At 46.3% G+C, this 20,516-nt stretch carries 12 protein-coding genes and 8 pseudogenes; 10 read left to right on the forward strand and 10 right to left on the reverse strand.

Annotated features, from left to right (window positions below; all coding sequences use genetic code 11):
- Positions 1–145, forward strand: a pseudogene (locus tag RTW80_RS14435) (IS4 family transposase); the annotation flags it as partial.
- A 30-nt stretch (positions 146–175) separates the two neighbouring features.
- Here RTW80_RS14435 and RTW80_RS14440 read toward each other — a convergent pair.
- Positions 176–571: pseudogene (locus tag RTW80_RS14440) on the reverse strand (helix-turn-helix domain-containing protein); the annotation flags it as partial.
- Between the two features lie 87 nt (positions 572–658).
- Here RTW80_RS14440 and tetC point away from each other — a divergent pair.
- The gene (gene tetC / locus RTW80_RS14445) at positions 659–1,252 is read left to right on the forward strand and encodes a tetracyline resistance-associated transcriptional repressor TetC (protein WP_000428546.1); all 594 of its coding nucleotides are present in this window, start codon (positions 659–661) and stop codon (positions 1,250–1,252) included.
- Between the two features lie 112 nt (positions 1,253–1,364).
- On the opposite strand, the gene tet(B) is transcribed toward tetC, so the two are convergent.
- Positions 1,365–2,570 (reverse strand): tetracycline efflux MFS transporter Tet(B), encoded by a 1,206-nt coding sequence (gene tet(B) / locus RTW80_RS14450; RefSeq protein WP_001089068.1) that lies wholly within the window; start codon positions 2,568–2,570, stop codon positions 1,365–1,367.
- Between the two features lie 81 nt (positions 2,571–2,651).
- Between tet(B) and tetR(B) the strand changes: the two genes are divergently transcribed.
- Positions 2,652–3,275: a tetracycline resistance transcriptional repressor TetR(B) gene (gene tetR(B) / locus RTW80_RS14455; protein ID WP_000088605.1), complete on the forward strand. Its 624-nt coding sequence runs from the start codon at positions 2,652–2,654 to the stop codon at positions 3,273–3,275.
- Here tetR(B) and RTW80_RS14460 read toward each other — a convergent pair.
- Positions 3,253–3,600, reverse strand: a pseudogene (locus tag RTW80_RS14460) (transcriptional regulator); the annotation flags it as partial. The gene tetR(B) and the pseudogene RTW80_RS14460 sit on opposite strands and share 23 nt — an antisense overlap.
- 26 nt (positions 3,601–3,626) lie before the next feature.
- Here RTW80_RS14460 and RTW80_RS14465 point away from each other — a divergent pair.
- The 4 genes and pseudogenes from RTW80_RS14465 to RTW80_RS14485 all read left to right on the forward strand — a co-directional run bounded on the left by RTW80_RS14465 (position 3,627) and on the right by RTW80_RS14485 (position 10,232).
- Entirely contained in the window at positions 3,627–4,595 is a 969-nt protein-coding gene (locus RTW80_RS14465; RefSeq protein WP_001348255.1) for an IS5-like element IS903 family transposase, read from the forward strand.
- Between the two features lie 267 nt (positions 4,596–4,862).
- A pseudogene (locus RTW80_RS14475) lies at positions 4,863–5,204 on the forward strand (integrase core domain-containing protein); the annotation flags it as partial.
- A 247-nt stretch (positions 5,205–5,451) separates the two neighbouring features.
- Entirely contained in the window at positions 5,452–7,626 is a 2,175-nt protein-coding gene (locus tag RTW80_RS14480; RefSeq protein WP_032494870.1) for an AAA family ATPase, read from the forward strand.
- A gap of 2 nt (positions 7,627–7,628) precedes the next feature.
- On the forward strand, positions 7,629–10,232 hold the full coding sequence (locus RTW80_RS14485) for a nuclease domain-containing protein (RefSeq protein WP_032494871.1): 2,604 nt from the start codon (positions 7,629–7,631) through the stop codon (positions 10,230–10,232).
- Between the two features lie 25 nt (positions 10,233–10,257).
- Here the strand turns inward: RTW80_RS14485 and RTW80_RS14490 are convergent, their stop codons facing one another.
- Positions 10,258–11,226, reverse strand: a complete 969-nt coding sequence (locus RTW80_RS14490) for an IS5 family transposase (RefSeq protein ID WP_032494872.1) — start codon at positions 11,224–11,226, stop codon at positions 10,258–10,260.
- 205 nt (positions 11,227–11,431) lie between these two features.
- Positions 11,432–11,757: pseudogene (locus RTW80_RS14495) on the reverse strand (Tn3 family transposase); the annotation flags it as partial.
- A gap of 519 nt (positions 11,758–12,276) precedes the next feature.
- On the opposite strand from RTW80_RS14495, the pseudogene RTW80_RS14500 reads away from it, so the two are divergent.
- Positions 12,277–12,360: pseudogene (locus tag RTW80_RS14500) on the forward strand (SOS response-associated peptidase); the annotation flags it as partial.
- Positions 12,361–12,417: 57 nt separating this feature from the next.
- Here the strand turns inward: RTW80_RS14500 and RTW80_RS14505 are convergent.
- The 3 genes and pseudogenes from RTW80_RS14505 to RTW80_RS14515 all read right to left on the reverse strand — a co-directional run.
- A pseudogene (locus tag RTW80_RS14505) lies at positions 12,418–12,843 on the reverse strand (IS5-like element IS903 family transposase); the annotation flags it as partial.
- A 147-nt stretch (positions 12,844–12,990) separates the two neighbouring features.
- Positions 12,991–13,851 carry a broad-spectrum class A beta-lactamase TEM-1 gene (locus tag RTW80_RS14510; protein WP_000027057.1) on the reverse strand — a complete coding sequence of 287 codons (861 nt, stop codon included), beginning with the start codon at positions 13,849–13,851 and terminating at the stop codon, positions 12,991–12,993.
- Positions 13,852–14,033: 182 nt separating this feature from the next.
- Complete coding sequence (locus RTW80_RS14515; RefSeq protein WP_001235713.1) at positions 14,034–14,591, reverse strand: recombinase family protein; 558 nt, start codon at positions 14,589–14,591, stop codon at positions 14,034–14,036.
- A 163-nt stretch (positions 14,592–14,754) separates the two neighbouring features.
- Here RTW80_RS14515 and RTW80_RS14520 point away from each other — a divergent pair, with 163 nt between their 5' ends.
- Positions 14,755–17,760, forward strand: a complete 3,006-nt coding sequence (locus RTW80_RS14520; protein WP_001143760.1) for a Tn3-like element Tn3 family transposase — start codon at positions 14,755–14,757, stop codon at positions 17,758–17,760.
- A 35-nt stretch (positions 17,761–17,795) separates the two neighbouring features.
- Here RTW80_RS14520 and RTW80_RS14525 read toward each other — a convergent pair.
- Positions 17,796–18,341, reverse strand: a pseudogene (locus tag RTW80_RS14525) (IS5 family transposase); the annotation flags it as partial.
- A 580-nt stretch (positions 18,342–18,921) separates the two neighbouring features.
- Here RTW80_RS14525 and stbA point away from each other — a divergent pair.
- Positions 18,922–19,308 (forward strand): plasmid stabilization protein StbA, encoded by a 387-nt coding sequence (gene stbA, locus RTW80_RS14530; protein ID WP_001039464.1) that lies wholly within the window; start codon positions 18,922–18,924, stop codon positions 19,306–19,308.
- A gap of 139 nt (positions 19,309–19,447) precedes the next feature.
- Here stbA and RTW80_RS14535 read toward each other — a convergent pair whose 3' ends face one another.
- On the reverse strand, positions 19,448–20,416 hold the full coding sequence (locus tag RTW80_RS14535) for an IS5 family transposase (RefSeq protein ID WP_030005799.1): 969 nt from the start codon (positions 20,414–20,416) through the stop codon (positions 19,448–19,450).
- Positions 20,417–20,516 lie beyond the last annotated feature (100 nt).

The following is a 20,516-nucleotide window of genomic DNA, read 5'->3' on the forward strand; positions in this document are numbered from 1 at the left end:
TCGAAACGTACTCTCAACAGTTCGCTTAGGCATGGAAGTTTTGCGGCATTCTGGCTACACAATAACAAGGGAAGACTTACTCGTGGCTGCAACCCTACTAGCTCAAAATTTATTCACACATGGTTACGCTTTGGGGAAATTATGAGGGGATCTCTCAGTGCATTGCCTCCAATTCCCATAATTTATTACGCCGATAATAACTTGGTGTAACCTTAAAAATGTACTTAAATCGACGTGTAAAAGATTGTTGGGAATCAAATTGATATTTTAATGCGATCTCAAGGATAGTTTTTTTCGTCAACCTCAACTCAACAGCCGCTTTCGTCAAACGACGAGCACGAATATAGCTAGCCAGTGTGACCCCTGTTACTTTTTTGAACAGCCGCTGAAAATACCACTTGGTATAACCCGCTTTATTCGCCACATCATCAAGCAGTAAAGACTGATCTAAATTATGTTCAATCCATAATAGAACATCTTTGATAACCGTTGTATGAAACTGCTTATCATCATATCTTAATTGGATGTTATTAGCTTTATTTTGATAGCGAGAATGCTGTTCAATATACATAAAATAACCTAAATGTTCTTAAGATTGTCACGACCACATCATCATGATACCATAAACATACTGACGGTATGTTATTTTAAATCTATCATGGAAAATAAAAATCATCAACAAGAAAATTTTAAGAGTACCTATCAATCACTGGTTAACTCAGCACGAATATTGTTTGTTGAAAAAGGCTATCAAGCTGTTTCAATAGATGAGATCTCGGGAAAAGCGTTGGTGACCAAAGGTGCCTTTTATCATCACTTTAAAAATAAAAAACAATTACTCAGTGCCTGTTATAAGCAGCAATTAATTATGATTGATGCCTACATCACAACAAAAACTGATTTAACAAATGGTTGGTCTGCCTTAGAAAGTATATTTGAACATTATCTTGATTATATTATTGATAATAATAAAAACCTTATCCCTATCCAAGAAGTGATGCCAATCATTGGTTGGAATGAACTTGAAAAAATTAGCCTTGAATACATTACTGGTAAGGTAAACGCCATTGTCAGCAAATTGATCCAAGAGAACCAACTTAAAGCTTATGATGATGATGTGCTTAAAAACTTACTCAATGGCTGGTTTATGCATATCGCAATACATGCGAAAAACCTAAAAGAGCTTGCCGATAAAAAAGGCCAATTTATTGCTATTTACCGCGGCTTTTTATTGAGCTTGAAAGATAAATAAAATAGATAGGTTTTATTTGAAGCTAAATCTTCTTTATCGTAAAAAATGCCCTCTTGGGTTATCAAGAGGGTCATTATATTTCGCGGAATAACATCATTTGGTGACGAAATAACTAAGCACTTGTCTCCTGTTTACTCCCCTGAGCTTGAGGGGTTAACATGAAGGTCATCGATAGCAGGATAATAATACAGTAAAACGCTAAACCAATAATCCAAATCCAGCCATCCCAAATTGGTAGTGAATGATTATAAATAACAGCAAACAGTAATGGGCCAATAACACCGGTTGCATTGGTAAGGCTCACCAATAATCCCTGTAAAGCACCTTGCTGATGACTCTTTGTTTGGATAGACATCACTCCCTGTAATGCAGGTAAAGCGATCCCACCACCAGCCAATAAAATTAAAACAGGGAAAACTAACCAACCTTCAGATATAAACGCTAAAAAGGCAAATGCACTACTATCTGCAATAAATCCGAGCAGTACTGCCGTTTTTTCGCCCCATTTAGTGGCTATTCTTCCTGCCACAAAGGCTTGGAATACTGAGTGTAAAAGACCAAGACCCGCTAATGAAAAGCCAACCATCATGCTATTCCATCCAAAACGATTTTCGGTAAATAGCACCCACACCGTTGCGGGAATTTGGCCTATCAATTGCGCTGAAAAATAAATAATCAACAAAATGGGCATCGTTTTAAATAAAGTGATGTATACCGAATTCGATTGCGTCTCAACCCCTACTTCGGTATCTGTATTATCACGTGTATTTTTGGTTTCACGGAACCAAAACATAACCACAAGGAAAGCGACAATATTTAGCAACGCAGCGATAAAAAAGGGACTATGCGGTGAAATCTCTCCTGCAAAACCACCAATAATAGGCCCCGCTATTAAACCAAGCCCAAAACTTGCCCCTAACCAACCGAACCACTTCACGCGTTGAGAAGCTGAGGTGGTATCGGCAATGACCGATGCCGCGACAGCCCCAGTAGCTCCTGTGATCCCTGAAAGCAAACGGCCTAAATACAGCATCCAAAGCGCACTTGAAAAAGCCAGCAATAAGTAATCCAGCGATGCGCCTATTAATGACAACAACAGCACTGGGCGCCGACCAAATCGGTCAGACATTTTTCCAAGCCAAGGAGCAAAGATAACCTGCATTAACGCATAAAGTGCAAGCAATACGCCAAAGTGGTTAGCGATATCTTCCGAAGCAATAAATTCACGTAATAACGTTGGCAAGACTGGCATGATAAGGCCAATCCCCATGGCATCGAGTAACGTAATTACCAATGCGATCTTTGTCGAACTATTCATTTCACTTTTCTCTATCACTGATAGGGAGTGGTAAAATAACTCTATCAATGATAGAGTGTCAACAAAAATTAGGAATTAATGATGTCTAGATTAGATAAAAGTAAAGTGATTAACAGCGCATTAGAGCTGCTTAATGAGGTCGGAATCGAAGGTTTAACAACCCGTAAACTCGCCCAGAAGCTAGGTGTAGAGCAGCCTACATTGTATTGGCATGTAAAAAATAAGCGGGCTTTGCTCGACGCCTTAGCCATTGAGATGTTAGATAGGCACCATACTCACTTTTGCCCTTTAGAAGGGGAAAGCTGGCAAGATTTTTTACGTAATAACGCTAAAAGTTTTAGATGTGCTTTACTAAGTCATCGCGATGGAGCAAAAGTACATTTAGGTACACGGCCTACAGAAAAACAGTATGAAACTCTCGAAAATCAATTAGCCTTTTTATGCCAACAAGGTTTTTCACTAGAGAATGCATTATATGCACTCAGCGCTGTGGGGCATTTTACTTTAGGTTGCGTATTGGAAGATCAAGAGCATCAAGTCGCTAAAGAAGAAAGGGAAACACCTACTACTGATAGTATGCCGCCATTATTACGACAAGCTATCGAATTATTTGATCACCAAGGTGCAGAGCCAGCCTTCTTATTCGGCCTTGAATTGATCATATGCGGATTAGAAAAACAACTTAAATGTGAAAGTGGGTCTTAAAAGCAGCATAACCTTTTTCCGTGATGGTAACTTCACGGTAACCAAGATGTCGAGTTAACCACCCTTTAGATTCATAAAGCGAAAATAATGCGGCTCCAACGTACCCACCTAAATGGAAACGGCGTTCACTCCAATCTAAACACGCACAACAGATTTTACGTGAATGTTTGGAAGGAACGTCAATTCCCATTTCATGAAAATATTGAATACCACTTAATGTGATCATTGAACCATTTTCAGTGATCCATTGCTGTTGACAAAGGGAATCATAGATCTTAACGGCAACTTCGCCAGCTAAATGATCATAGCAAGTACGTGCGGCTTTGTTGAATAAATCGAACTTTTGCTGAGTTGAAGGATCAGATCACGCATCCTCCCGACAACACAGACCATTCCGTGGCAAAGCAAAAGTTCAGAATCACCAACTGGTCCACCTACAACAAAGCTCTCATCAACCGTGGCTCCCTCACTTTCTGGCTGGATGATGGGGCGATTCAGGCCTGGTATGAGTCGGCAACGCCTTCATCACGGGGAAGGCCCCAGCGCTATTCTGACCTTGCCATCACGACTGTGCTGGTCATTAAACGCGTATTCAGGCTGACCCTGCGCGCTGCGCAGGGCTTTATTGATTCCATTTTTACACTGATGAATGTTCCGTTGCGCTGCCCGGATTACAGCTGTGTCAGCAGGCGGGCAAAGTCGGTTAACGTCAGTTTCAAAACGTTCACCCGGGGTGAAATCGCGCATCTGGTGATTGATTCCACCGGGCTGAAGGTCTTTGGTGAAGGCGAGTGGAAAGTCAAAAAGCATGGCCAGGAACGCCGTCGTATATGGCGAAAGTTGCATCTGGCAGTTGACAGCAACACACATGAAATCATCTGTGCAGACCTGTCGCTGAACAATGTGACGGACTCAGAAGCCTTCCCGGGTCTTATCCGGCAGACTCACAGAAAAATCAGGGCAGCATCGGCAGACGGCGCTTACGACACCCGGCTCTGTCACGATGAACTGCGGCGTAAGAAAATCAGCGCGCTTATCCCTCCCCGAAAAGGTGCGGGTTACTGGCCCGGTGAATATGCAGACCGTAACCGTGCAGTGGCTAATCAGCGAATGACCGGGAGTAATGCGCGGTGGAAATGGACAACAGATTACAACCGTCGCTCGATAGCGGAAACGGCGATGTACCGGGTAAAACAGCTGTTCGGGGGTTCACTGACGCTGCGTGACTACGATGGTCAGGTTGCGGAGGCTATGGCCCTGGTACGAGCGCTGAACAAAATGACGAAAGCAGGTATGCCTGAAAGCGTGCGTATTGCCTGAAAACACAACCCGCTACGGGGGAGACTTACCCGAAATCTGATTTATTCAACAAAGCCAGATGGAATAGCCCCGCTCGGTGATTTGGCGGACAGCTTCTTCCTTAAATTCAGGGGTAAAACGTGGTGTGCCCATAGACTATGACCTGCTCCCCGTTGATTAGTACACCCCGATGTTAGTAATGTCTTCATAAGCCACATGAGGACATCCCCATGAAGAAGCGTTTTTCCGACGAACAGATCATCAGTATTCTCCGCGAAGCCGAAGCTGGGGTATCCGGCGACGATAAGAACTGACCAGGGGCCGGAGTTCACTTGCCGTGCACTGGATCAATGGGCCTTTGAGCATGGTGTTGAGTTGCGCTTAATCCAGCCGGGCAAGCCAACGCAGAACGGATTTATTGAGAGCTTTAACGGACGATTTCGCGATGAATGCCTGAATGAGCACTGGTTCAGCGATATCGTTCACGCAAGGAAAATCATTAATGACTGGCGGCAGGATTATAACGAGTGTCGTCCACATTCAGCACTGAATTATCAGACGCCATCAGAGTTTGCAGCACGGTGGCGAAATGGAAAATGTGAAGGTAAACAAACCGACCTTACTAACTGACGGTTGTATCTAATCCTGGGGGCAGGTCACACGGATTCGCGAAACGCGATTATAGAAACTGTTGCCATATTAGACTTATGGTGTTTAATATCAGGAGCTTAAAGAATTTATTGAAATGCTCGTTGGCGATTATCTCGCTAAAAAATGCTAGATAAGAAGCAAAGCTAAACCTGTTTTTCTCTAGATGTAGATGTGTTGAGTTTGCAACACTTAGGTAATCCCTTTATTTATTTTTTGAATAGAAATCATGGCCTTAGAACAAGTTATCTACAATCTTGAAGAGGTTAAAGGGTTCTCTGATGAAGAGCTTTATCAATGCCTTTGTGAGAGTTGGGGGATTACGAATGGAAAACTGGCAGTTTGGGGCAAGATTCTAAATGGCCCAGATTCCGATAGCAGAAAGCTCCCAACCCGTCTTTTAGAGATTAAATCCCTCCAAACGGGACTGGATACTGAATATCCCATTAATGTTCGTTTGACGATGGACAAAGGTGTTTTTGTTTCCTTCAAAAGTGTCGAAGAGTTATTTGGCTTGGAAGATGGGAGTTTTGTCTCATGCGAGCTTGCTTTAGCGCCTCAATCTGAACGCGAAAAACATGAAAACCCGTTCGAATGCAATGTGGTAGTAAGTTCAGTCCGTCGACTTATCAAACTTCCTGAATATACGGCGAATGACATCATCAAAGGTGATGAAAACATCTTCCTTGATGAAGCTGTTTACAAGCAGCATTTACAGAACGTTCAATCAAGAATTGACAGCGAAGTGACTGCACTTAACGCAGAATTTGAGCGCGAAGAATCCTCATTGAAGGCTCAGATATCGTCATATAAAGATCAGCTTCAACATGTCCAAGATGACCTAAATCAAAAAAATAACGTTCTCTCTCAGGCAATTGCGAAAGCCCAAAAGCTGGAAGTTGAACACTCTGAATGGCAACACAAAATCGCATTGCAAAAGAAGGCAGAAGAAACAATGTCTAAAAAAATTGAACGCTTAAAAGCTTATGTCGAAAGTAAGGCTGGATTCCTAAAAAGCTTTGAGTTTTTGGATGATGACGATTTTGACCTTTTTGTTGGAAGCACCTTGTCTAATAAGGATCGTGACGAGCATATCTCTTTTTCGCAAGCTTTTGATTCTAACTACAGTGATGCCGTTTCATACATTCAAGCGCACCTAAAAGAACGAGATATCTTGTACCCGCGCCATATTATCGAGAACTTCCTAACGCTTATTCGCACCCATGATCTCATCATTCTGGCGGGGGACTCAGGCTCAGGCAAAACAAACCTGGTTCAGTCGTTTGCCAAGGCTATTGGTGGGGTATCGAAGATCATTCCGGTCAAGCCTAACTGGACTAGTTCAGAAGATTTGCTGGGTTATTACAATCCCCTAGAGAAGAAATATTTGGTGACACCATTTCTTGAGGCATTGATCGAGGCTAAGCAAAACCCAGATATCCCATACTTCATCTGTTTAGACGAAATGAACCTTGCCCGAGTGGAATATTACTTTGCCGACTTTCTTTCTAAGCTAGAGGAGCGTAACGAGCAACCGACCATTCAACTTTACTCGGATGATGAAGCTGCACACGTTCTTGCCGAGCTAAAAGGGGTTGTTTCTGTCATTTCTAACGCGCAAGAAAAGTTCAGCAAAAATGGCATCGTGGACTTCGTTGCGCTCATGCAAGATGAAGAAATTAACGCTGAAATGAAGCGCGCGTTTGGCTTTAGCGATAAAGACTCACTGATTAAATACCACGGTGATATCAGACGCATGTTGGCAGGTGTTCTCGGCACGCCTTCGTCAATCACGATTCCAGCGAACGTAAGAATTATTGGTGCTATCAACATCGACGAAACAACCCATTACCTCTCACCAAAAATTCTTGACCGCGCGCATGTGATGAAGTTTAAGAGTCCTTTGCTGACCGACTGGGATGCGATTTTTGATGAGATTGACTCTTACGGGCTAGACGACGTTACTTTACCGCTAGTGTTTGATATTGAAGAGCTTGGTGAGCGTACCCCTTATCCGAAATTTGAACGTACGAATGAATTCTGCGAGTTGTTTACGACCTTAAACCGAGATGTCTTTGATCCGCTTGGCGTGGAGTTTGGTATGCGTACCATTCGACAGGGGCTTAACTACGTAAGTTTGTTTAGCGATGTAAACGACAATAAGTCTCTGGCCATCAACAACTTTATCGTTCATAAGGTGCTACCAAAATTCACATTTGATGGTGATAAGCAAGTAGGCGATTACAGTAAAGCTGAGCTTGTTAGCCGTGTATTCTTGCCTCGCCTTGAGTCGCTGTTGGATAATCAAGCAGAGATAACGGCGGAGTTTTCTTGCACCAAATCGGTAGAGCGTTTGGTTAAAACGGCTGAATCGAATGATGGCGTTGTGAACTACTGGGCGTAATCATGGAAGCTCCATTCGTTATCAAGTTTATCGAGACCAAATGGCACGATAAGCAAACCTTAGTCAGTGTTAGCGAGTCGGAGTACTCGCTAAAGCTTGAGCAGACGGGGAACAATGCATTTTCCGCACACACCACCATCTACCCTAAGGTCGATGAGCTACGTTTTGCTCAACTTGCGATAAAAACTAAGCAGGGTGATCAGTCTCCGCCTTACATTGTCATGCCTAATGGTGATAGAAAGCAGTTAGAGTCGATAACCGATCCCGCATCTAATGCTGTGTGGTGGGTTGAGCCTGCTCATTGGGACGCAAAACAACGGGTGTGGCGCAGTGAAGCGAGGCGAACGGCTGGTCAGATCACGTTTGTTATTGGTAACTCGACACTAAAGCTTGATATTGATATCTCCGAACAGACCAAATCGGATCTTTCACGTTACCTGTCAGATTTTAAAGCGGACCTGTGGGAGCTGATCCTCGATGAGAATAGTCATATCACGGGCGACGCTAAAAATTCACAGGTTGCAGCCATCGGCCAAGAAGCGCTGTCATTAGTCGCATCAATTCTTAGCAATGCACAAACCATCCTCAAAAAGCCCAAAGTTGAACTGAAAGAAATTCAAGCGTTAAAGCCAGCAAAAGAAGTACGTCCTGTTCCACGTACATTTATGGAGATTTGTACCAAAGGTTCGCGTAAGCATTTAACGAGCCGCGCATCTGAGCCGAGTTACAACGTGCCAGAAAACCAGTATGTGCTGTATGTGGTTTCGAGCACGCTGAGCATTGTAAAGCAATTGGTTAAGGTGGCTGAGAGCAAAAAGAGTCGTTTTTCTGGGGCTATTGAAAAGCTCAATGAGCGTTTAGACAGTTTAAAAGACTATCGTATTATCAACCGTGACCTAGTAGTTAAAGACTTAGAACGACTTAAAAAGCGCTTTGATACAGAAGTAATCAATGCCGAGTTATCGGAACAGTTAGCGAAAATCAACGTTAATCTGTCTCGAAGTTACTCTGAAAAAGGTTACCTAAGATTGGAAAAAGCAACAGGCTCTGAGAATGAGTGGTGGGCTAAAATTAAACTATCGCAAAATGATGACTGGCAACAGTTTGAGCCAGATGGATATACCATTTTTAATTCTAGAGATCATTACGCCAGCTTGTTTAAAGCTTATAGCGACTATGAGATAGAAGCGAAGATCCCTTTACCGTTAAGAAGGGGAAAAGCGGTGGTCTTGTATCCAGAATACATCTCACGAATTTGCGTATTACCAGAGTCTCGTTCTATTCAAAGAGAGCAAGAAAATTTCACTAAATTGCGTGATAAAGGCATTGCTCTAAGTAAAAATGATTGGCAAGCGAAGCTGACAACAGATGAACTCGCTGAACAGGAAAAAGAACGTGCTACCATCAATAAGCGCTTGGGTTATTTCGCAACTGAACATGAAAAGGTGGGAATCGTACACAAAGCGCTTGAGCCAAAACTGAAACCTTTCCAGCAAATAGAAAAAGAATGGCGTCAATGCAAAGTCAAAAGTAAAAGCACCTTTCCTAACTCTATGACTTTTGTGCAAAACCCTGCCTATCAAGCGGTTCACTCGGGTTTTAAAAAGTTAAAAGAGCAGATTGGCTTGGCCGATGAGGACATTTTGCTTTCGCTGGAGAAGATCGAAGCGATTGGGTTAGTCAACATGCCACTACTTTATGAACGCTGGTGTTTGCTGCAAATCATCAAAGTGCTGACTCAGGCATTCCGCTATCAGCCAGAGGACAACTGGAAACGAAAATTGATTGCGAATATTCAAGGCAATGAAGAACAAATCAGCATTCAGTTTTTCAACCCAAGTGTTTCAAGAGCTATCACTCTGCAATACGAACCGTTCTTAGCAAATGGTAAGCGCCCTGATTTTGTTTTGGATGTAGAAGCGATTACCAAAAGTGGTAACCAGATTTCAAAGCGGTTAGTCGTCGATGCAAAGTACTATTCTGCTGCCTATCTCAAGCAAAGAGGTGGGATCGGTGGGGTTATCCATGAACTTTACAACGGCAAAGATTATAGCGAATGCCAAGAGAACAGTGTGTTTGTTCTTCACCCCGTGTTAGATGCGGTTGAGAAAGTCGTCTCTCCACAGGAATGGGCGAAAGACAGTTATTTGGGCGAACTATCCATGTTTGATTGGGAACCTGCACGCCATCAACGCCAAGCTACAAACTATGGTGCAGTATGTGCAAACCCAATGAAGTCGCAACGCTATCTTGATGAAATCCAACGTATGCTAGGGATGTTTCTACAGTACGGCATTGAAGACAATACATCTTTTCGAGGAGCATCGGATGATACTCATGCGGTGAATTTTTGTGTTTCTTGTGGGTCTGAAAAAGTAGTTGATGTAACGAAATCAATGAGTTCAAATAATCAAAAGCGTTGGTATCGGTGCAATGAGTGTACACACTTTACCGTGTATACCCACTGTGGTACATGCAATACACGATTAATTAAGAATGGCGAGTATTGGACCTATTTGTCTTTGATGCCTATGTCTTCAATTAACATAAAGTGTCCAAACTGCGAGTCTCCCGTGGCTTTGTTGAATAAATCAGATTTCGGGTAAGTCTCCCCCGTAGCGGGTTGTGTTTTCAGGCAATACGCACGCTTTCAGGCATACCTGCTTTCGTCATTTTGTTCAGCGCTCGTACCAGGGCCATAGCCTCTGCAACCTGACCATCGTAGTCACGCAGTGTCAGTGAACCTCCGAACAGCTGTTTTACCCGGTACATCGCCGTTTCCGCTATCGAGCGACGGTTGTAATCTGTTGTCCATTTCCACCGCGCATTACTCCCGGTCATTCGCTGATTAGCCACTGCACGGTTACGGTCTGCATATTCACCGGGCCAGTAACCCGCACCTTTTCGGGGTGGGATAAGGGCGCTGATTTTCTTACGCCGCAGTTCATCGTGACAGAGCCGGGTGTCGTAAGCGCCATCTGCCGATGCTGCCCTGATTTTTCTGTGAGTCTGCCGGATAAGACCCGGGAAGGCTTCTGAGTCCGTTACGTTGTTCAGCGACAGGTCTGCACAGATGATTTCATGTGTGTTGCTGTCAACGGCCAGATGCAACTTCCGCCAGATACGACGGCGTTCTTTGCCGTGTTTTTTGACTTTCCATTCGCCTTCACCAAAGACCTTCAGCCCGGTGGAATCAATCACCAGATGCGCGATTTCACCTCGGGTGAACGTTTTGAAACTGACATTAACCGACTTTGCGCGCTTGCTGACACTGGTGTAATCCGGGCAGCGCAACGGAACATTTATCAGTGTAAAAATGGAATCAATAAAACCCTGTGCAGCCCGCAGGGTCAGCCTGAACACGCGTTTAATGACCAGAACGGTGGTGACGGCGAGATCAGAATAGCGCTGAGGTCTTCCCCGTGATGAAGGCGTTGCCGACTCATACCAGGCCTGAATGGCTTCATCATCCAGCCAGAAAGTTATGGAGCCACGGTTGATGAGGGCTTTATTGTAGGTGGGCCAGTTGGTGATTTTGAACTTTTGCTTTGCCACGGAACGGTCTGCGTTGTCGGGAAGATACGTGCTCTGATCCTTCAACTCAGCAAAAGTTCGATTTATTCAACAAAGCCGTCTCCCGTATGACGGGTTCTATTTAAGATGATGTTAATTTCAGTATCTGTTATTACAGTTGGGTATCGGTGATGCTGCCAACTTACTGATTTAGTGTATGATGGTGTTTTTGAGGTGCTCCAGTGGCTTCTGTTTCTATGGGGTCAGTTTGGATATCGAAAATTATTGTACGTTAAGGTCGTTTTTTGACCTTTCTACTTTAGCTGGCCTCAGCCGACGAAACTTACCGGAGGCCGGTATTCTGTTGTTTTTCCAGATGTAATCGCCTGTCAGATTGATATGCTCCCAGCCTAACGGCGACAAATGTGACAGCAGTTGCTCGTTGATCTTCACCCCTTTACGCTTCAGGGCATCGACCGCTCTTTCCATATACACTGTATTCCACAGCGAGATAGTTGCTGTCAGCAGCGTCAGTCCACTGGCGCGGTAGCTCTGATTTTCCGGTTTACGATCCCTGATTTCACCCAGACGGTGCAGGAATACCGCGCGCGCTAGAGAGAGCTCCCATCGCTGCGCGACGGGCCCCAACCGGAGAACCAAGTTAGTTACAGCATTCAAATGAAAATTCATCATAAAACCGGCGCCGGTTTGCCAGCCAGGAGCCCCTCCCCACCACTGAAAAGCGCCGCCGCCCCCGGCCGAAGGCCGGGAGTAGTGTCGCTTTTAATGATGGGTGTTGTAACTACTCTTCGTCATCTCTGTGAGTAGTGTCGCGGTAAGTTCTGGGATACACGCTCGTAAGCGGCCCTAACGGCCCGCTAACGCGGAGATACGCCCCGACTGCGGCTGTCGCCTTGCCGGGACCACTCCGACCGCGTACAGAGGCATCTGAGCCGTTTTTAGCGGGTATAGCTTTGCAGGGAAGGGGGTGGGTGAGGCAGAACCTGTCAAAACAGCAGCCGGCTGCGCCGGGCGACGGCGCCATTTACCCGCAGTACTCCATTCAACTTCAGCTGGCGCCTCCATGCCGCTGACGCGGCATTATCTATACTTTAAGTCTGGCCACTGGAGGTAACCATGTGCGGACGTTTTTCTCAGTCTATGACGCGGGAAGAGTATCTTTCTCTCCTCGCCAATGAAGCCGATCGAAATATTGCCTACGGGCTTTGTTGAATAAATCAGATTTCGGGTAAGTCTCCCCCGTAGCGGGTTGTGTTTTCAGGCAATACGCACGCTTTCAGGCATACCTGCTTTCGTCATTTTGTTCAGCGCTCGTACCAGGGCCATAGCCTCCGCAACCTGACCATCGTAGTCACGCAGCGTCAGTGAACCCCCGAACAGCTGTTTTACCCGGTACATCGCCGTTTCCGCTATCGAGCGACGGTTGTAATCTGTTGTCCATTTCCACCGCGCATTACTCCCGGTCATTCGCTGATTAGCCACTGCACGGTTACGGTCTGCATATTCACCGGGCCAGTAACCCGCACCTTTTCGGGGAGGGATAAGCGCGCTGATTTTCTTACGCCGCAGTTCATCGTGACAGAGCCGGGTGTCGTAAGCGCCGTCTGCCGATGCTGCCCTGATTTTTCTGTGAGTCTGCCGGATAAGACCCGGGAAGGCTTCTGAGTCCGTCACATTGTTCAGGGGGTCTGACGCTCAGTGGAACGAAAACTCACGTTAAGGGATTTTGGTCATGAGATTATCAAAAAGGATCTTCACCTAGATCCTTTTAAATTAAAAATGAAGTTTTAAATCAATCTAAAGTATATATGAGTAAACTTGGTCTGACAGTTACCAATGCTTAATCAGTGAGGCACCTATCTCAGCGATCTGTCTATTTCGTTCATCCATAGTTGCCTGACTCCCCGTCGTGTAGATAACTACGATACGGGAGGGCTTACCATCTGGCCCCAGTGCTGCAATGATACCGCGAGACCCACGCTCACCGGCTCCAGATTTATCAGCAATAAACCAGCCAGCCGGAAGGGCCGAGCGCAGAAGTGGTCCTGCAACTTTATCCGCCTCCATCCAGTCTATTAATTGTTGCCGGGAAGCTAGAGTAAGTAGTTCGCCAGTTAATAGTTTGCGCAACGTTGTTGCCATTGCTGCAGGCATCGTGGTGTCACGCTCGTCGTTTGGTATGGCTTCATTCAGCTCCGGTTCCCAACGATCAAGGCGAGTTACATGATCCCCCATGTTGTGCAAAAAAGCGGTTAGCTCCTTCGGTCCTCCGATCGTTGTCAGAAGTAAGTTGGCAGCAGTGTTATCACTCATGGTTATGGCAGCACTGCATAATTCTCTTACTGTCATGCCATCCGTAAGATGCTTTTCTGTGACTGGTGAGTACTCAACCAAGTCATTCTGAGAATAGTGTATGCGGCGACCGAGTTGCTCTTGCCCGGCGTCAACACGGGATAATACCGCACCACATAGCAGAACTTTAAAAGTGCTCATCATTGGAAAACGTTCTTCGGGGCGAAAACTCTCAAGGATCTTACCGCTGTTGAGATCCAGTTCGATGTAACCCACTCGTGCACCCAACTGATCTTCAGCATCTTTTACTTTCACCAGCGTTTCTGGGTGAGCAAAAACAGGAAGGCAAAATGCCGCAAAAAAGGGAATAAGGGCGACACGAAAATGTTGAATACTCATACTCTTCCTTTTTCAATATTATTGAAGCATTTACCAGGGTTATTGTCTCATGAGCGGATACATATTTGAATGTATTTAGAAAAATAAACAAATAGGGGTTCCGCGCACATTTCCCCGAAAAGTGCCACCTGACGTCTAAGAAACCATTATTATCATGACATTAACCTATAAAAATAGGCGTATCACGAGGCCCTTTCGTCTTCAAGAATTTTATAAACCGTGGAGCGGGCAATACTGAGCTGATGAGCAATTTCCGTTGCACCAGTGCCCTTCTGATGAAGCGTCAGCACGACGTTCCTGTCCACGGTACGCCTGCGGCCAAATTTGATTCCTTTCAGCTTTGCTTCCTGTCGGCCCTCATTCGTGCGTTCTAGGATCCTCCGGCGTTCAGCCTGTGCCACAGCCGACAGGATGGTGACCACCATTTGCCCCATATCACCGTCGGTACTGATCCCGTCATCAATGAACCGGACTGCCACGCCCTGAGCGTCAAATTCCTTTATCAGTTGGATCATATCGGCAGTGTCGCGGCCAAGACGGTCGAGCTTCTTAACCAGAATGACATCACCTTCCTCCACCTTCATCCTCAGCAAATCCAGCCCTTCCCGGTCTGTTGAACTGCCGGATGCCTTATCGGTAAATATACGGTTTGCTTTCACACCTGCGTCTTTGAGTGCTCTGACCTGAAGATCAAGAGACTGCTGACTGGTTGAGACCCGAGCGTAACCAAAAAGTCGCATAAAAATGTACCTTAAATCGAATATCGGACAACTCATGTCTATTATTACAAATTTACGATTTAATAGACATATTAATGTAACAGTTTTACGATGTCCGATAATTTATAACATTTCGTACGGTTGGAAAAATGTTACTAAATGCCCGTCAGGCAGGGAGGCCGATATGCCCGTTGACTTTCTGACCACTGAGCAGACTGAAAGCTATGGCAGATTCACCGGTGAACCGGATGAGCTTCAGCTGGCACGATATTTTCACCTTGATGAAGCAGACAAGGAATTTATCGGAAAAAGCAGAGGTGATCACAACCGTCTGGGCATTGCCCTGCAAATTGGATGTGTCCGTTTTCTGGGCACCTTCCTCACCGATATGAATCATATTCCTTCCGGCGTCCGGCATTTTACCGCCAGACAGCTCGGGATTCGTGATATCACCGTTCTTGCAGAATACGGTCAGAGGGAAAATACCCGCCGTGAGCATGCAGCGCTGATACGTCAGCACTATCAGTATCGTGAATTTGCCTGGCCCTGGACATTTCGCCTTACCCGTCTTTTATATACCCGGAGCTGGATAAGCAACGAACGTCCTGGCCTGCTTTTCGATCTGGCGACAGGGTGGCTTATGCAACATCGTATTATTCTCCCCGGAGCCACTACGCTGACCCGGTTGATTTCAGAGGTAAGGGAAAAGGCGACGTTGCGCCTGTGGAACAAACTGGCACTGATACCGTCAGCCGAACAGCGTTCACAGCTGGAGATGCTGCTGGGGCCAACTGATTGCAGCCGCCTGTCTTTACTGGAATCACTGAAAAAGGGCCCTGTGACCATCAGTGGTCCGGCGTTTAATGAAGCAATTGAACGCTGGAAAACTCTGAACGATTTTGGCCTGCATGCTGAAAACCTGAGTACACTCCCGGCTGTGCGCCTGAAAAATCTCGCACGTTATGCTGGTATGACTTCGGTGTTCAATATTGCCAGGATGTCACCGCAGAAAAGGATGGCGGTTCTGGTTGCCTTTGTCCTTGCATGGGAAACGCTGGCGCTGGATGATGCATTGGACGTTCTGGACGCCATGCTGGCCGTTATCATCCGTGACGCCAGAAAGATTGGGCAGAAAAAACGGCTCCGCTCGCTGAAGGATCTGGATAAATCTGCATTGGCGCTCGCCAGCGCATGTTCGTACCTGCTGAAAGAAGAAACACCGGACGAATCGATTCGTGCTGAGGTGTTCAGCTACATCCCAAGGCAAAAGCTGGCTGAAATCATCACGCTTGTCCGTGAAATTGCCCGGCCCTCAGACGATAATTTTCATGAAGAAATGGTGGAGCAGTACGGGCGCGTTCGTCGTTTCCTGCCCCATCTGCTGAATACCGTTAAATTTTCATCCGCACCTGCCGGGGTTACCACTCTGAATGCCTGTGACTACCTCAGCCGGGAGTTCAGCTCACGGCGGCAGTTTTTTGACGACGCACCAACGGAAATTATCAGTCGGTCATGGAAACGGCTGGTGATTAACAAGGAAAAACATATCACCCGCAGGGGATACACGCTCTGCTTTCTCAGTAAACTGCAGGATAGTCTGAGGCGGAGGGATGTCTACGTTACCGGCAGTAACCGGTGGGGAGATCCTCGTGCAAGATTACTACAGGGTGCTGACTGGCAGGCAAACCGGATTAAGGTTTATCGTTCTTTGGGGCACCCGACAGACCCGCAGGAAGCAATAAAATCTCTGGGTCATCAGCTTGATAGTCGTTACAGACAGGTTGCTGCACGTCTTTGCGAAAATGAGGCTGTCGAACTCGATGTTTCTGGCCCGAAGCCCCGGTTGACAATTTCTCCCCTCGCCAGTCTTGATGAGCCGGACAGTCTGAAACGACTGAGCAAAATGATCAGTGATCTACTCCCTCCGGTGGATTTAACGGAGTTGCTGCTCGAAATTAACGCCCATACCGGATTTGCTGATGAGTTTTTCCATGCTAGTGAAGCCAGTGCCAGAGTTGATGATCTGCCCGTCAGCATCAGCGCCGTGCTGATGGCTGAAGCCTGCAATATCGGTCTGGAACCACTGATCAGATCAAATGTTCCTGCACTGACCCGACACCGGCTGAACTGGACAAAAGCGAACTATCTGCGGGCTGAAACTATCACCAGCGCTAATGCCAGACTGGTTGATTTTCAGGCAACGCTGCCACTGGCACAGATATGGGGTGGAGGAGAAGTGGCATCTGCAGATGGAATGCGCTTTGTTACGCCAGTCAGAACAATCAATGCCGGACCGAACCGCAAATACTTTGGTAATAACAGAGGGATCACCTGGTACAACTTTGTGTCCGATCAGTATTCCGGCTTTCATGGCATCGTTATACCGGGGACGCTGAGGGACTCTATCTTTGTGCTGGAAGGTCTTCTGGAACAGGAGACCGGGCTGAATCCAACCGAAATTATGACCGATACAGCAGGTGCCAGCGAACTTGTCTTTGGCCTTTTCTGGCTGCTGGGATACCAGTTTTCTCCACGCCTGGCTGATGCCGGTGCTTCGGTTTTCTGGCGAATGGACCATGATGCCGACTATGGCGTGCTGAATGATATTGCCAGAGGGCAATCAGATCCCCGAAAAATAGTCCTTCAGTGGGACGAAATGATCCGGACCGCTGGCTCCCTGAAGCTGGGCAAAGTACAGGTTTCAGTGCTGGTCCGTTCATTGCTGAAAAGTGAACGTCCTTCCGGACTGACTCAGGCAATCATTGAAGTGGGGCGCATCAACAAAACGCTGTATCTGCTTAATTATATTGATGATGAAGATTACCGCCGGCGCATTCTGACCCAGCTTAATCGGGGAGAAAGTCGCCATGCCGTTGCCAGAGCCATCTGTCACGGTCAAAAAGGTGAGATAAGAAAACGATATACCGACGGTCAGGAAGATCAACTGGGCACACTGGGGCTGGTCACTAACGCCGTCGTGTTATGGAACACTATTTATATGCAGGCAGCCCTGGATCATCTCCGGGCGCAGGGTGAAACACTGAATGATGAAGATATCGCACGCCTCTCCCCGCTTTGCCACGGACATATCAATATGCTCGGCCATTATTCCTTCACGCTGGCAGAACTGGTGACCAAAGGACATCTGAGACCATTAAAAGAGGCGTCAGAGGCAGAAAACGTTGCTTAACGTGAGTTTTCGTTCCACTGAGCGTCAGACCCCTTCAGCGACAGGTCTGCACAGATGATTTCATGTGTGTTGCTGTCAACTGCCAGATGCAACTTTCGCCATATACGACGGCGTTCCTGGCCATGCTTTTTGACTTTCCACTCGCCTTCACCAAAGACCTTCAGCCCGGTGGAATCAATCACCAGATGCGCGATTTCACCCCGGGTGAACGTTTTGAAACTGACGTTAACCGACTTTGCCCGCCTGCTGACACAGCTGTAATCCGGGCAGCGTAGCGGAACGTTCATCAGAGAAAAAATGGAATCAATAAAGCCCTGCGCAGCGCGCAGGGTCAGCCTGAATACGCGTTTAATGACCAGCACAGTCGTGATGGCAAGGTCAGAATAGCGCTGAGGTCTGCCTCGTGAAGAAGGTGTTGCTGACTCATACCAGGCCTGAATAGCTTCATCATCCAGCCAGAAAGTTATGGAGCCACGGTTGATGAGGGCTTTATTGTAGGTGGGCCAGTTGGTTATTTTGAACTTTTGCTTTGCCACGGAACGGTCTGCGTTGTCGGGAAGATGCGTGATCTGATCCTTCAACTCAGCAAAAGTTCGATTTATTCAACAAAGCCCATTCAGTCCTCAATTTGTGCATTTTTTAAACGAAAAAAGGGTGTCTAATACGGTGAAATCATAGTATTACCAAAGTAATAAATAAAAAGTTATTTAAATCAGTAATTTAGATTTGATTTGTAATACCTGGGTAATACCGCAGCATGGCTAAATTTTGTTTTTTTTCTTTTAAATCAGTGCAATAGCGTGATTTATCACGCTGCGTTAGGTGTATAGCAGGTTAAGGGATAAAAAATCATCTTTTTTTGGTAGGGCGATCTCCGTAGGTTAAGGGGCATTTGGCTAAAAAGCGTCCTATTCTTTGATGGTCATGCTTGCATGACCATCTGAGCAACCAAAAACTACAGATAAACTACAGATAAACTACAAAAAACGTTTTGCCTTAGTGTTGTAAGACTACAAATAGACTACAATAAAACTACAAATAAACTACAAAAAACGTGACAGACTACAAATAGACTACAATAAAACTACAGATAAACTACAAAACTCGATTGACCCCTTCTTACGAGTGTTGTAGAGTCATTTTCATACAACGGAGGGGGTTATGAATAAACCAGCAGATCTGAAACCCCGCAACTTATCGGCTGCTGTCAGATTGCGCCTAAATGAAATCGAGAACTGGCTGGACAGAGGGCTAACGCGGCATGAAATTGCTGAAATCCTCGACAGCGAATACAGCTTTTCGGTAACAGCCAAAGGGCTTGAGATGGCACTGTATAGAACGCGGCAAAACCGAAAAAATGTATTGCACAATACGCATGATAAGAGTAGCGCGAAGGGTGCAGCGGAAAGTGTATTGCACAATACACAACCGTCTGAGCCTGAAGTGCAGGAAAGTAAAAAAGCAGAGAGTCCCGGCATTATTGATAAAGAATTCTTCAAGAAAATCGGTGAGAATTTCGACCCTAAGAAGTTCAACAAAAAATTCTGAGGTGATTTATGAAAGTAGCGGTAATTAATTACAGTGGCAGTGTTCGTAAAACCTTAATTTCATCTTACCTGTTAGCCCCGCGCGGCTTTGTTGAATAAATCAGATTTCGGGTAAGTCTCCCCCGTAGCGGGTTGTGTTTTCAGGCAATACGCACGCTTTCAGGCATACCTGCTTTCGTCATTTTGTTCAGCGCTCGTACCAGGGCCATAGCCTCTGCAACCTGACCATCGTAGTCACGCAGTGTCAGTGAACCTCCGAACAGCTGTTTTACCCGGTACATCGCCGTTTCCGCTATCGAGCGACGGTTGTAATCTGTTGTCCATTTCCACCGCGCATTACTCCCGGTCAGCCGCTGATTCGCAACAGCACGGTTACGGTCTGCATATTCACCGGGCCAGTAACCCGCGCCTTTTCGGGGCGGGATAAGCGCGCTGATTTTCTTACGCCGCAGTTCATCGTGACAGAGTTGGGTGTCGTAAGCGCCGTCTGCCGATGCTGCCCTGATTTTTCTGTGAGTCTGCCGGATAAGACCCGGGAAGGCTTCTGAGTCCGTCACATTGTTCAGCGACAGGTTTGCACAGATGATTTCATGTGTGTTGCTGTCAACTGCCAGATGCAACTTTCGCCATATACGACGGCGTTCCTGGCCATGCTTTTTGACTTTCCATTCGCCTTCACCAAAGACCTTCAGCCCGGTGGAATCAATCACCAGATGCGCGATTTCACCCCGGGTGAACGTTTTGAAACTGACATTAACCGACTTTGCGCGCTTGCTGACACTGGTGTAATCCGGGCAGCGCAACGGAACATTCATCAGTGTAAAAATGGAATCAATAAAACCCTGTGCAGCCCGCAGGGTCAACCTGAACACGCGTTTAATGACCAGAACGGTGGTGATGGCGAGATCAGAATAGCGCTGAGGTCTTCCCCGTGATGAAGGCGTTGCCGACTCATACCAGGCCTGAATAGCTTCATCATCCAGCCAGAAAGTTATGGAGCCACGGTTGATGAGGGCTTTATTGTAGGTGGGCCAGTTGGTTATTTTGAACTTTTGCTTTGCCACGGAATGGTCTGCGTTGTCGGGAAGATGCGTGATCTGATCCTTCAACTCAGCAAAAGTTCGATTTATTCAACAAAGCCGTCTGTGTTGTAAAATGGCGCCGAAAGCCCGGCGTAGCCGGTTGCCGGGCTATAAATTCTGCCACCCT

Origin of the sequence: Escherichia sp. AM3, assembly GCF_032029835.1 — a bacterium.
Classification (GTDB): domain Bacteria; phylum Pseudomonadota; class Gammaproteobacteria; order Enterobacterales; family Enterobacteriaceae; genus Escherichia; species Escherichia coli.

Excerpts from the sequence above, each read along its gene's own strand:
- tetC (WP_000428546.1), top strand. The coding sequence starts at position 659 with ATGGAAAATAAAAATCATCAACAAGAAAATTTTAAGAGTACCTATCAA.
- RTW80_RS14480 (WP_032494870.1), top strand. The coding sequence starts at position 5,452 with ATGGCCTTAGAACAAGTTATCTACAATCTTGAAGAGGTTAAAGGGTTC.
- RTW80_RS14485 (WP_032494871.1), top strand. The coding sequence starts at position 7,629 with ATGGAAGCTCCATTCGTTATCAAGTTTATCGAGACCAAATGGCACGAT.
- RTW80_RS14510 (WP_000027057.1), bottom strand. The coding sequence starts at position 13,851 with ATGAGTATTCAACATTTTCGTGTCGCCCTTATTCCCTTTTTTGCGGCA.
- RTW80_RS14515 (WP_001235713.1), bottom strand. The coding sequence starts at position 14,591 with ATGCGACTTTTTGGTTACGCTCGGGTCTCAACCAGTCAGCAGTCTCTT.
- RTW80_RS14520 (WP_001143760.1), top strand. The coding sequence starts at position 14,755 with ATGCCCGTTGACTTTCTGACCACTGAGCAGACTGAAAGCTATGGCAGA.
- stbA (WP_001039464.1), top strand. The coding sequence starts at position 18,922 with ATGAATAAACCAGCAGATCTGAAACCCCGCAACTTATCGGCTGCTGTC.